Origin of the sequence: Novosphingobium sp. YAF33 (assembly GCF_052113265.1) — a bacterium.
Classification (GTDB): Bacteria; Pseudomonadota; Alphaproteobacteria; order Sphingomonadales; family Sphingomonadaceae; genus Novosphingobium.
Map to the genome: position 1 here is coordinate 60,785 of NZ_JBFRCW010000008.1, position 12,746 is coordinate 73,530.

8 protein-coding genes and 3 pseudogenes are annotated in these 12,746 nt (G+C 62.2%); 6 read left to right on the forward strand and 5 right to left on the reverse strand.

The window, feature by feature from the left end; genetic code table 11:
* The first annotated feature begins 123 nt into the window (after window positions 1–123).
* Window positions 124–597: a hypothetical protein gene (locus AB4Z00_RS17950; protein WP_442046775.1), complete on the forward strand. Its 474-nt coding sequence runs from the start codon at window positions 124–126 to the stop codon at window positions 595–597.
* Window positions 598–633: 36 nt separating this feature from the next.
* Here AB4Z00_RS17950 and AB4Z00_RS17955 read toward each other — a convergent pair whose 3' ends face one another.
* Window positions 634–3,591: a Tn3 family transposase gene (locus AB4Z00_RS17955; protein WP_442046776.1), complete on the reverse strand. Its 2,958-nt coding sequence runs from the start codon at window positions 3,589–3,591 to the stop codon at window positions 634–636.
* Window positions 3,592–3,730: 139 nt separating this feature from the next.
* Here AB4Z00_RS17955 and AB4Z00_RS17960 point away from each other — a divergent pair, with 139 nt between their 5' ends.
* A complete protein-coding gene (locus AB4Z00_RS17960) occupies window positions 3,731–4,282 on the forward strand; it encodes a recombinase family protein (protein ID WP_442046777.1) in 552 nt (183 codons plus the stop codon).
* On the forward strand, window positions 4,279–5,067 hold the full coding sequence (locus AB4Z00_RS17965) for an SDR family NAD(P)-dependent oxidoreductase (RefSeq protein ID WP_442046778.1): 789 nt from the start codon (window positions 4,279–4,281) through the stop codon (window positions 5,065–5,067). The genes AB4Z00_RS17960 and AB4Z00_RS17965 overlap by 4 nt, the downstream gene beginning before the upstream one ends.
* Window positions 5,068–5,417: 350 nt before the next feature.
* Here AB4Z00_RS17965 and AB4Z00_RS17970 read toward each other — a convergent pair whose 3' ends face one another.
* The 3 genes from AB4Z00_RS17970 to AB4Z00_RS17980 all read right to left on the reverse strand — a co-directional run bounded on the left by AB4Z00_RS17970 (window position 5,418) and on the right by AB4Z00_RS17980 (window position 9,311).
* Complete coding sequence (locus tag AB4Z00_RS17970) at window positions 5,418–6,548, reverse strand: VIT1/CCC1 transporter family protein (RefSeq protein ID WP_442046779.1); 1,131 nt, start codon at window positions 6,546–6,548, stop codon at window positions 5,418–5,420.
* A gap of 291 nt (window positions 6,549–6,839) precedes the next feature.
* Window positions 6,840–7,292, reverse strand: a complete 453-nt coding sequence (locus tag AB4Z00_RS17975; RefSeq protein ID WP_442046780.1) for an Lrp/AsnC family transcriptional regulator — start codon at window positions 7,290–7,292, stop codon at window positions 6,840–6,842.
* A 456-nt stretch (window positions 7,293–7,748) separates the two neighbouring features.
* Window positions 7,749–9,311 (reverse strand): ISL3 family transposase, encoded by a 1,563-nt coding sequence (locus AB4Z00_RS17980; RefSeq protein WP_442046781.1) that lies wholly within the window; start codon window positions 9,309–9,311, stop codon window positions 7,749–7,751.
* 108 nt (window positions 9,312–9,419) lie between these two features.
* On the opposite strand from AB4Z00_RS17980, the pseudogene AB4Z00_RS17985 reads away from it, so the two are divergent.
* Window positions 9,420–9,824, forward strand: a pseudogene (locus AB4Z00_RS17985) (Tn3 family transposase); the annotation flags it as partial.
* A 161-nt stretch (window positions 9,825–9,985) separates the two neighbouring features.
* Window positions 9,986–10,660: pseudogene (locus AB4Z00_RS17990) on the forward strand (DNA topoisomerase IB); the annotation flags it as partial.
* A gap of 88 nt (window positions 10,661–10,748) precedes the next feature.
* Here the strand turns inward: AB4Z00_RS17990 and AB4Z00_RS17995 are convergent.
* Window positions 10,749–11,596 (reverse strand): annotated as a pseudogene (locus AB4Z00_RS17995) (SDR family oxidoreductase).
* Window positions 11,597–11,861: 265 nt separating this feature from the next.
* Between AB4Z00_RS17995 and AB4Z00_RS18000 the strand changes: the two are divergent.
* Complete coding sequence (locus tag AB4Z00_RS18000) at window positions 11,862–12,671, forward strand: alpha/beta hydrolase (RefSeq protein WP_442046782.1); 810 nt, start codon at window positions 11,862–11,864, stop codon at window positions 12,669–12,671.
* The last annotated feature ends 75 nt before the right edge of the window (window positions 12,672–12,746 follow it).

The following is a 12,746-nucleotide window of genomic DNA, read 5'->3' on the forward strand; positions in this document are numbered from 1 at the left end:
ACCCCGTTACCGGCGAGACGGGGGCAAGGACTGGCGCCTGATCATGACAGGCGCATAGGAGGATCGAGTCTTGCTCTTGGACAGTGCGAACCAGAGTCCGGCCTGGGTGGGGAACGCGAACCCGTGCTGGACGCTTCAGCGGTTATGAAAACACAAGAGGATGGGCCGGCTGACACCGGCGAGGCAGGAACGATCGTCGATGCGCAGGAAGCCGCGGAAAATGCGGGTCTCGTCTACGTAACCGACGACAGCCCGGGAATCGTCCGCCAGCCCTACCGCGGCAAGTTTCGATATCGCGATGCCCGGGGCAACGTCGTGACGGACGAAAAAACTCTGAAGCGAATTGCTTCGCTCGCCATCCCCCCGGCCTATACCGATGTCTGGATCTGCCCCAAGGCAAACGGGCACATCCAGGCGACCGGCCGTGACGCAAAGGGCCGCAAGCAGTATCGTTGCCATCCGCGTTTCCGCGAGGTACGCGACAGCACCAAGTACGAGCACATGCTGGACTTCGCAAAGGCCCTTCCTGGCGTGCGCGAGCGCATCGATGCCGATCTCAAGAAGCGCGGGCTACCGGGGGTGACTACACGAAAGTGACGTATCTGCACGCTAAGGGCGAACGGATGACGAACATTACGCGGCGAGCAGGGAACTGACGGTGCGAAGCGGTCGCAAGGCATCCGGATCGGGGCGATCATCGACATTCCAGCTATAGTCGCCAGTCAGCGAGATATGCTCCCACCCCAAAGGTGCGATATGGCGCGTGATCTCGTCAGGCGTGCCGATGTCCGCCAGCGCCATTTCGAGATAGCGGGTGTTCCACAGGATGATGGCGGCCACGAGCAGGTTGAGGCCGGATGCGCGATAGGTCTGGTTCTCGAACCGCCGATCGCGCAGTTCGCCGAGCTGGTTGAAGAAGAGCGCGCGGGCGAGCGCGTTGCGGGCCTCGCCCTTGTTGAGTCCGGCCTGGGTGCGGCGTCGCAGGTCAATGTCGCGCAGCCAGTCGAGCATGAAGATCGAGCGTTCGAGGCGACCAAGCTCGCGCAGCGCGAGGGCCAGTCCGTTCTGTCGCGGATAGGCGGACAGCCGGCGCAGCATGGCCGAAGCAGTGACGGTGCCGGTGCGGATCGACGTGACGAACCGCAACAGCTCGTCCCAATGGGCACCGACATGGGCCATAGCGATCGGATCGCCCGTCATCCCGGCCAGCAGCGATCCGGCTTCCTGACCCGGCAGCAGGTGCAGGCGCCGGTCCTTGATGTCGCGCAGACGCGGCGCGAAACGGTAGCCGAAGAAGGGCATGAGCCCAAATACATGGTCTGATGCCCCGCCCGTATCGGTGTAGTGCTCCTCGATCGTGAGGCCGGTCTGGTGATAGAGCAAGCCATCCAGAACATAGGGCGCTTCGCCGGCGGTCGCCGCGATCACCCGGCTTGCGAAGGGATCATATCGATCCGAGACATGCGTGTAGAAGGCGACACCCGGTTCGTTGCCGCTGCGCGCGTTGATGTCACCGATTGCGGCCCCGCGACCGCCGGCATGAAACTGTTGCCCGTCGCTCGACGAGGTGGTGCCGTCTCCCCAGAGTGCGGCGAGCGGCATGGTACGATGGGCATCGATCAGCCGCGCTAACGCCGCACCATAGGCTGCCTCGCTGATATGCCAGTCGTGAAGATGGGCGAGTTGACGCAGACTTGCGCCCCGGCAGGTTTCCGCCATGCGGGTGAGGCCGAGATTGATCCCATCGGCGAGGATGACGGTGAGCAGGGCATTGCGATCGTCGGCCTCCCGGCCCGAACGCCGGTGGATGAAGCACTCGCTGAACCCGGTCCAGGCATCGACCTCAAGCAGAAGATCGGTGATCTTCACGCGGGGCAGCCGATCATAGGCGGCGCGACGTGCAACCTCGGTTGCGGGAGGCGTCACCGCCTTCAACGGCGAGATGAGAAGGCCGTTTTCGTCGAGCCGCACCTGGGGCAGCTCGCCCTGTCGAGCGAGGATTGTCACCTGTTCGATCGCCGTGGCGAGTCTGGTGCGCCTTTCCTCGATATGGCGCTCGAAGTCAGTTTCGATGGCGAGCGGCAGCGGCCCCTTCTCGCGAAGCGCCGCAAAGGTGGCTGGCGGGATGAGATAGCTGTCGAAATCGCGGAACTGGCGGCTTCCCGAGACCCATATGTCTCCGGCTCGCAATCGCTCGCGTAGCTGCGACAAGACACATAGCTCATAGGCGGCCCGATCGACGATGCCATCCCGCAGGACGAACGGCCGCCATGCGGACGGCACAAAGCGCAGGGGCACGCGATCAGGCAGGCGTCGTTTGCCGGTCCGGTACAGTTCCGCGATAATTGCCAGCGCCGAGAGAAGTCCCTGCACCGCACCGGCGCCGCGAAATTCGAATGCGTTGAGAAAAGCACCGGCAAAGAGCTTCACCGTGCGATGCCGCTCGATCAATTCAGCGGTGCGATCGACGGTTTCCGGTCGCCCAAGCACTTCCGCTTGCTCGACCGCCACGGCGAAGCGCTGCCAGTCCAGAGCATCAATCTGCGCCAGCGAATCCACGCCTTTGGTGCGCGCGTCGATGAGGATACGGCAAGACCCGGTGAGTGTCCGAAGATGGCCCTGCAACTCCCGCACCGTCTTGAGGGCTTTATCGCGGGTCCGGTTCTCGGCGCGGCGCACCATGCTGCCCAACAGCTTGTCGAACATCATCAGGGTCGCGTCGGTCAGGCTTTCCTCAAGGCGTATGCCGGTTGCCGCAAGCGTCGCGTGTCGGCGCAGGGCATTGAGTTCGCCAAGGTGCTGGGGCGTAATGCGGCTGCCCTCGTCCGCCAGCCTGTCAAAAGTCGAAGCCGGGATCATGTCGGCGCGAGCGCGATCGAGGCACAGCGCGCGGATGGAGGCAAGCCGTTCGATCAGCCGCAGAATGTTGCGCGCTGCCGGCGACTGTGGCGCATTGCGCAGCCAGGATAGCCATGTCGTGGCTTGCCCCGTGCGTCGGGCCAGCAGATCGTCCAGACCCTGTAGCGTGTCGGGCTGCAGGCCATTCGTGAGCACTTCATAAGTAAGCTGCTCGGCTTGCTGACGAGCCCGCCGCAGCACAGCTTCGAGAAGCGACGGGGAAGGCAGGAGGATCTGTCGACGCCGGAGTTCGTCGACAATGACCCCTGCCATCTGACCCGGGTGGACGATGGTCTGCGCGATCGGGATCGCGAAGGCCACGATTTCCCGAAACGCGGGGCGATCGAAAGCCCTGAACCCGTGCGATCGTCGGATATCGACGAGATGCTCGCGGCGCGTCTGGTCCCGATGAGCATAGTCCGCGAAAGCTTCCGGCGAAACACCGAGTTGCTGGCCCACATAGGCGAGCACCGGGGCGGGCGGGAGTTCGCCCGCTTCAAGCGCGCGGCCAGGCCATCTCATGTAGAGCAGCAGCATCGCGAAGCCGAGCCGGGTGGCTTCGCCGCGACGGCGGCCGACAATTTCCAGGTCGTCGCCGGTCAGCGTATAATGACGCACAATCTCGCGCTCATCGAGCGGCGCGTCATAATGCTCCGCCCAGATTTCCGGGCTCACCAGTCGCCGCCTCGCCAAGCATCATCTCCTTCGCCGCTGCTGTCCGTCAGACGACCGTTGAGCGGTCACCGGGAATGTGTCCGTTTACTCTGGACCTGCAATGGCGATTCGGACAAGGTCACGTAATGATGGGAAAACGGACACAATCGGACAGAACGTGGCGCTGATCGGCTATGCGCGCGTCTCCACGCCGGACCAGAAGCTATCGCTCCAGCATGACGCACTGGAGCGAGCGGGATGCGAACGTGTTTTCGACGATTTGGCCTCCGGTGCCAAGACCGACAGGCCCGGCCTTACCGAAGCACTGGCCTATCTGCGCGCCGGCGATACGCTCGTGGTGTGGAAGCTCGACCGGCTCGGCCGCTCGATGAGCCACCTCATCGAGAAGGTCGGCGAGCTGGCGGCGCGCGGCATCGGGTTTCGCTCGCTTACCGAGAACATTGACACGACTACGCCGGGGGGCATGCTGGTGTTCAACATCTTCGGCTCGCTCGCGCAGTTCGAGCGTGATCTGATCCGCGAACGCACTCAGGCTGGCCTGCGCGCCGCGCGCGAGCGCGGCAGCAAGGGTGGCCGCCGGCCCGTCGTTACTCCCGATAAGCTGCGCAAGGCACGGGCGCATATCGCAGCCGGGCTCACCGTGCGCGAGGCAGCCGCCCGTCTCAAGATCGGAAAAACCGCTCTGTACAAAGCGCTGGAAAGCACATGACACCGCTGCCGATCAGGAACTCGTGGGTGCTGGTTACAGGAGCCTCGACCGGTCTGGGCAAGGCATCCGCCCTCCGTTTGGCGGCATCGTACCAGGCTAAACCCCTGATTGTCGGGCGACGGCTCGACAACTTGCTAGAGCTACAAACTGAAATTGGCGCGCGGTTTGATGTTCCGTGCGAGATCATAGTGGCCGATCAACGCGAAGCCGATGGCAGGGAGAAGATTGCAGCCAGAGTTGCAGAATTGGAAGTAAAAGCGGCTTTGCTCGCTGCCGGACTGACGAGCGCCGGTCCGTTCGATGCTGACCGCGCCAACGCTTATGCCGAGGTGATTGAAACAAACATACTCGGCTTCACGGATTTGCTGGCCCGCCTGGTCGAAATCTTCAGACGGCAACAGTCCGAATCCTCAATAATCGCGGTGTCGAGCCTGGCAGGCGAAACATCCGTACCGTTCCAGGCGGTTTACGGCGCGTCGAAAGCCTATGTGAGTAATCTCATGCGGGCACTTTCCGTCGAGCTTGCCGGGACGGGGGTGAGCGTCGGATCCCTCGCACCAGGGGGCATCGACACCGACATGGCTGCCCTCAGCGATTTGAAGTGGGGGAAGTTGGGTTTGATGGACGTTGATCGGTGCGCGGCCCATGCGGTCCACGCCTTGGTTCATCGACGATCCTTCGCCGTACCGGGGATGGGCAACAGGCTCACATATCTGGCAAGCCGGGCTCTACCTCGATCGTTGGTCAGCCGGCTTGCCGCACTCCCGTACAGGCGTCCGCAATAGGGGGCGTCACATAAAACGGGCACAGATATACGCTAAGGCCTGAGGGCGTCGGGAAACACCTGTTTGTCGTACACCACGTTGATTGACGTGGTCTGGGACTTTGCCGCCATTCTCCGATACGCCCGAGAACGTCCAGCTAGGCCGAAACCCGCCATTTACCAGGCCGTGACGGCCACCTCTACTATGTCCAAGGTTGAGGGACAGTCCGGTTAGTCTCCTGCGGGGCGTCGATCAGCCTGAGCTGCCCTTCATTCACAGTGCTACTCTACGTGACCTCACCGCCAGCTATGCGCCAAACGTTTCGCCGAAGGACAGCACGAGAGGGATGGCTCCGTTTGATCCAGATAGTTTCAAGACACTGCAACGCCCATCAAGTGTCCTGCGCCGTAAGTTACACCTGCCGCTGCTGCGCCAACAATTACCTGCCGCATTGCCGAAAACGTGGGGCTACGGCCGTTGAAGAGACTGGTCACGACGCCAATCGCGGCAAGCGCCAAAACCGTCAGCCCGACACTCAGGGCAACGGCGATTAGGCCTTGGGTGAACAGATAGGGCGCGAGCGGAAATATCGCCCCCAGCGCGAATAGGCCGAACGATGATCCCGCCGCTGTCCACGGATTGCCACCCAATTCATCCGGATCGATGCCCAGTTCTTCGCGCGCCAGCGTGTCGAGCGCCTTGTCCTTGTTTTGCATGATCTGTCCGGCAAAGCTCGTGGCGGCCTCGCGCGGCAGGCCCTTGGCCTGATAGATCAACGCCAGTTCGCGCGCCTCTGCTTCTGGGGTTTCCTCGATTTCCTGTGCTTCGCGCGCCATCTGGTTAGCTGCCAGTTCGCGCGCATTGGTTACCGATAGCCATTCACCCAGGGCCATCGAACAGGCTCCGGAAATCAGCCCGGCAAGACCGGTCAGCAGGATCGTGCGTCCTGACAGCCCGGCACCGGCAACGCCCATGATGAGGCAGAAATTTGATACCAGCCCGTCATTGGCCCCCAGCACGGCGGCACGCAAGGCATTGCCCGAGGCGCCGCGATGCCACTTCTCCGCTTTCGCAATATCGGCTCCGCTGACACCTGTCTCTTTCGATGCAGCGCCAAGCACCGCCTGCACGATCGCGGCATGGCCGCGTTCGGCCGCCATCAGATCGGCGGCGTCGGCTTGTCCGGCATATTTGTTTTGATCAGCAACTTCGGCAGCCGCGATCGTCGGCAGGACAAAGCCTACTCCCACCCACCGCGTGAAAAACATCAGCATCCGGGTGCGGAACGAGAGGCGATGCGGTGTTGCGGCCACGCCGAGCGCGGCTAATCGGTCCCGCCACAGGTCGCCGTGCTCCGTTTCGGTTTGCGCCAACTGGCGATATAGATCGGCCCGCACCGGGTCGGCTTCTGCCTTCGCCAACGCATGGTAGAGCGCCGCACTGTCTCGTTCGTCGTTGAGGTTCGCCTTCAGTCTGGCGATTTCCGATTTGTTAGCAGCCACATGCTCGCTCCTTGTCTCATTATTATTATTCGGCAATGAAGCCACGGCTGTCGACAAAAATCACGCTCCACGACCAATTGCCCGACTCTATTCCCTGCTGGCGGAAAGCTGGGGGTCACGTCACGGCGTACACCGACGTTCCCGGCATTGAATCGGAACGGCGCATTTTAGTCGGGGTATGCCGATAGCGAACGCGGCGTCGTGGGACTTTCCGACCGTTCAAGCGCGGCGTTGCCAACGGCAGCTTCTGCGACAGAACCGGACGATTACGCACCAGGGCCTCTCTGGGGATCAAAGCGGCAGCGGGCGATGGCTCACAACGTCCTTCATGACTAGCGTGGACGAGAGTTTCTGCACGCCTGGCAGTGTGGACAATCGCTCGTCATAAAGGCGCTGGAATGCCGGTAGATCCCGGCTGACGACATGCAGCATATAGTCCGGATCACCGAACAATCGCTGCGCCTGCACGATGTGCGGCACTTCAACTAGCGAGCTCTCGAATGCTTCCAGAGTGCCTCGATCGCTGGTGAGCAAGGTGGCGAAAACAATCGCTGAGAAATTGAGACCAAGCATGCCGGCATCGAGCTCAGCCCTGTAACTCGAGATGACGCCCGACTCTTCCAGCGCCCGGACACGGCGATGGCACGGTGAAAGGCTGAGCCCCACCCGTTCGGCGAGATCGGTAAGCGTCAGGCGACCATCCACCTGGAGCGCAGAAAGAATCTTGCGATCAAAGTCATCCATTGCTAAAAATCTACTCGATCGCCCCCATAATACCAGAACTTAGGAAGCTTTTTTCGACCGCTTTCCGCTATTTCTCCCTACTGGCCCGCCAATCGGCCGAGCCTGAGTTTCACACGAACATCCTGTTGCTCAACCCGGAGAAAGGTCAGCGCCTATGTGGTCCCCTGTGAAACTATCAAAGGCGTGGCGACCATGATGGGAAGTGCGATCATTGCGTTCTGGGGCGTCTCGCTAGCGCTGGTCATGACACCTGGTGCAGACTGGGCTTATGCCATTACTGCGGGGATGCGTGATAAGGCGCTGGCTCCTGCAATTGCCGGTCTGCTGCTTGGTTATGTGGGCATCACTCTCGTGGTTGCGGCCGGCGTTGGATCGCTGGTGGCTGAACACCCGATGGTCCTGACATGTGGAGCGGCATGCAAAATTGGGTCTGACTCATATTCCGTGCAATTCGGATCATGCGGGTGCCATCACCCGGGCCTTGAGCAGATCGATTTTGGCGCGCCCATACATCTGTCGCTTGATTGCTTTCAAGCGGTTGACCTTGCCCTCAACCTGGCCGCTGGACCACGGCGTTGAGATCGCGGCAGCAACGGCATCCCTGTCGGCCTCGACGCCAGCGGCGAATGCCGCAAGCTTGGTCTCGGCCGCCATGGCGATCCATGGATCGAGCCGTGCCTTGTCTTTCGAGCGCATCATCGCGTGGAAGCGGTCGAGAGCCTCGCGTGCGGTGACCAGCGCCGGCACAGCCTTTTCAATTACCGCGTTGATCAGAGCGGTCTGAGCCGAGCCGGTGTCGCGCTCGGTGGTCATGCTGCGCGCTATGGTCCGTGCACTCAGCCCCGCACCGCCGGTGTGGCCGAGTTTCTCGTCGCGACGCCGGCGGGTGGCCCATTCGCTGACCACGCGTAACGAACCTCCAAAACCACATGCTTTCAGCCGCCGCCACAATTCGGCGCCGACCCGGCAACCGGCGTTCCACTCCGCTTCGAGGGTCAGCGACCAAGCATCGAGCGAGTTCTGACGTGCGCGGAAGGTGTCGTGACGCTGACCGCGAAGGATCTTGCGGATAGTCTGGCGCGACACGCCGGTTATGCGTGCCATGGCTTTAATCGGCACGCCTTGCCCGGCCAGATCAATGATCTGGAGGTTGAGTGCCTCGCGCAACTGAGCGCCATTCCACTGGATGCGCTCCGCGCGGGTCAAGGTGGCGGGATCGATCGGCCCCGTCGGCGCCAGCGCACGCCGCAAACATGGCATTTCCGAACGTACTGCAGCCAGGAACGCCGCCGAGGCATTCTCGAACAGATGCCAGCGGTCGGCCACCTGCTGCGCCTGCGGCGCCGCCTCACTGGCGGCTGCGCCATAGCCCGGACCACGGTCCCGACAGATTATCTCTACCTGCGGGTTCTGGCGTAGCCAGGCGATCACTGTGTCGCGCTGGCGATCGGGCAGCAAATCGATGACCTCGCGGCGCTCGAGATCGACCACGATGCTGCCGTAGCTGTGGCCACGGCGCCATGCGAAGTCGTCGATGCCGACGACTCGCGCAGGTGGCGGCGGCATGGCTGCAGGATCACCGCGTCGAAGAACCCGCAGCATTGTATCACGCGACCACGGCACCGACAGACGCGCCATCATCCGCGAACCCGGCCGGCCTCCCAAAGCCACCGCCACCGCACGCACCAGCGCGTCGCAACGCCCCACCCTGCGGCCATATCGGCGGCCAACAGGCGGAGCCAGCGGCTCGCTGAATGTGCGCCGTGGGCAAGGCGTGTGCAGACAACGAAACCGTCGAACCGACAGCCGCAGCCTGACGGTGCTGCCGCTGACCGGCAAATCCGACAGCGTGCGGTCGTATCGGCTGTGGAGTGACTTCGAGGGCATCGCGCAGTCCGGGCAGTTCGCCCCCTCCGCCGCCAATCGGCCCGACATCTCGACAGTCCCGTCGATCACAGTTCGGCTTTCCAAGATCAGACCTGGTAGCCGCAGGCTACTGTCCCATGCTTTCGAGGCCATCGACGTTCACTCCTTGCTGAACCCCGGTGGAGGGGGCCGGACACAGCGCGGAAATGTCAAATTTGCACGGAATTTGAGTCAGACCCAATGTTCAACGCCGATTGACAGCTTTTCACCCTCGATTGGATCGAAAAGCCGGAAGAACGGCGCCGCGCCACACGTGAGCTGAACAAGGGCGAGGCGCAGAACGCCCTCAAGCGGGCGATCTTCTTTCACCGCACCGGTCGGATTCGCGACCATGGGATTCAGGCCCAGGGACACCGGGCAAGCGCCCTCAACCTGGTCGCCGGAGCCATTGTCCTGTGGAACACGACCTACATGGAGGCGGTACTGCACCATCTGGAGCGGCATGGGAAACAGATCCAGCCCGAGTTGCTCCAGCACTTGTCGCCGTTGGGTTGGCAGCACATCAATCTTACGGGCGACTACCTGTGGACGGACGCCAGCACAACGGGCGGAACGCTGCGGCCGCTGCGCCAAAAGATCGGCGTTTCCGATGCCCAAAATGCTTAGCGTATATCTGTGCCCGTTTTATGTGACGCCCCCAATAGCGACACATGTTTGCGGACAGGTTCAGCGCTTATCGAAAGCCTATGCTGGCAGCGGACCCCATTTGTTCGCCCTTAGCGTGCAGATACGTCACTTTCGTGTAGTCACCCCTACCGCGTGAGAAGGTCCTGGCCGCCGTCGTGCATCTGCTCGAGACCACGATGATCCGCATCGGCAACGCGGATTATGCTAAGCAGAACAAGAGTTATGGCCTCACGACCCTCCAGGACCGCCATGTCGCGATTGAGGGCGCTGAGCTCCGATTCAATTTCAAGGGCAAGAGCGGAAAGCAGTGGCGGCTGAAGCTGAAGGATCGGCGCATCGCGAAGATCGTCAAGGCCAGCCAGGATCTGCCCGGACAGCATCTGTTCCAATATGTGGGCGAAGACGGCGCGCAGTACGAAGTCACCTCGAACGATATCAACGCTTATCTTCGGGAGATCTCCGGGACGGACATCACCGCCAAGGATTTCCGCACCTGGAATGGCACGGTGCTCGCCGCCCTGGCGCTTTCCGAATATGAAAAAGTCGACAGCCAGGCTGCGGCGAAACGGAATGTCCGGACCGCAATCGAAGCCGTCGCTTCGCGGCTGGGCAATACGCCCACCGTGTGCCGCAAGTGCTACATTCATCCCGAAGTCTTCGAAAGCTACCTGAGTGACGAATTGGTCCTGGAGGCGCGGGACGCCGTCGAGAAGGAGCTTCGGGAAGACCTGTCCCGGCTCCGTCCGGAAGAAGCTGTCGTGCTGGCGTTCCTCCAGCGTCGGCTCGCCGAAAAGGCAAAGGTTCCGGCCCTGTAGCCATATGATGAATGGCGGGGCGATGGCCCGTCTCGATCTTTCCGTGAGCCCTGAAGGTCCCTCGCACAGATGCTCAGCGTCGGTTGCTTCAGCCGTTCACGATCGTGCCGCCATTGGGATGGAGGACTTGGCCCGACATGTAGCTGGAGTCCTCGCAGGCTAGGAACAGGAAGGCCGGAGCGACCTCATTGGGCTGTCCGGGCCGACCCATCGGGGTGTTTTCGCCAAAATGCTCGAGCTTCTCCGGGCTGGCGCCGCCGCAAGGGTTGAGCGGGGTCCAGATCGGTCCCGGCGCCACTGCGTTGACGCGAATGCCGTCGCTGACGAGGTTCTCGGACAGCGAGCGGGTGAAGGCGGTGATGGCGCCCTTGGTTGAACTGTAGTCGAGCAGCTCCTTTGAACCCTGGTACATGGTGACCGAGGTGCAGTTGATGATGGCCACGCCCTCCTTGAGATGCGGCCGCGCCGCCTGTACGAGGAAAAACATCCCGAAGATGTTGGTCTGGAACGTGCGCCGTAGCTGTTCCTCGGTAATGTCGGTGATGTCCTTGTCGGGATGCTGCTCGCCGGCATTGTTGACCAGGATGTTTTGCCGAACGCGCTGAGCGTCTCGGCGACGATCCGCTCCGAAGTTTCCTGTTCTCCGATATCACCCCGAATGGTGATCGCCTGGCGGCCTTCAGCCTCGACGATGCGCTTCGTCTCGGCGGCGTCGTCATCTTCGCACAGATAAGCGATCGCGATGTCGGCGCCTTCCCGGGCATAGAGAGCCGCCACCGCCCGGCCGATCCCGCTGTCAGCACCGGTTATGATCGCGACCTTGCCCGCGAGGCGATCGGAACCCTTGTAGCGCGGTTGCCACTCTGGCCGCGGATCGAGACCGCTCTCGTGACCCGGAAGCGCATCTTCGTGAATCATCCCCTGGGTATCGCTCATGGACATCTCCTTCTCACAAGAGAACTCGCCCACCGCGGATCGGTTCTTCGCCTTGGCGACGGAGCGAAACATTAGGAGCCCAGGCGCCGGTACAGGATGGAGGAAGCGACCGGCGCGACGACGCGGCGATGAGCCGTCATCGCGAGAAGTCATCCCGGGCAACACCGTTCATAGTCGCGCGTTCTCGTCCCGTGCCTCCAAACAGTCGAGGAGCCCATCTTGCCCGGACGCGCGTCGGGAAGGCAGATCAGCAGGAGATTATCGCATGACCGACATCGTCTTCGTCCACGGCATGTTCCAGAACCCCAAAAGCTGGGAAAACTGGATCCGTATGTTCAGCGACAAGGGGTACAACTGCCACGCCCCGGCCTGGCCGCTGCATGAAGGTGATCCGCGCTCGCTGCGCGATAATCCGCCGCCGGGTCTGGGCGAACTTCGCCTCAAGGATGTCATCGCATCTATCGAGGCTACGGTGCGTGGCCTCGACCGCCCGGTGATGATCGGCCATTCGGTGGGCGGTCTCATTACCCAGATCCTGTTGAGCCGGGGAGCGCTGTCGGCCGGGGTGGCGATCGATTCCGTCGCGCCCAATGCCATGGTCGACTTCGACTGGGGCTTTCTCAAGAACAGCGCGATCATCGCCAACCCGCTGAAGGGTGACGAACCGATCTACATGGATGCCAAGACCTTCCACGGCGCATTCGCCAACAGTTTGAGCGAAGGGGAGGCAGAGCGCGCGTTCGAAGCGACGGCGACGCATGACAGCCGCAATATCCTGCGCGACTGTATGGGCGAGGATGGCCGGATCGATCTCGACGCACCGCACGCGCCCTTGCTGCTGATCGGCGGTGAGGAGGACGAGATCATCCCGGCGCATCTGACCGAGAAGAACCACAGGGCCTATAAGGATGAGGGGAGCGTTGCGGAGTTCGTGTCCTTTCCCGGCCGGAGCCACTTCATCTGCAACGAGCCCGGCTGGGAAGAGGTCGCGCAGACGGCGCTCCAGTTCATCGAGCGCAACGGCGTCCGTGCCGGATCTGGCGCCCGCAGCATTGAACCGATGAGCCCGTCCTGATTTGACGGGGGAGGGGCTGTCTCGTTGAGAACGGCCCCTTCCATTGTCCGACGGTTGCGGAGGGCCGGGCGAGCC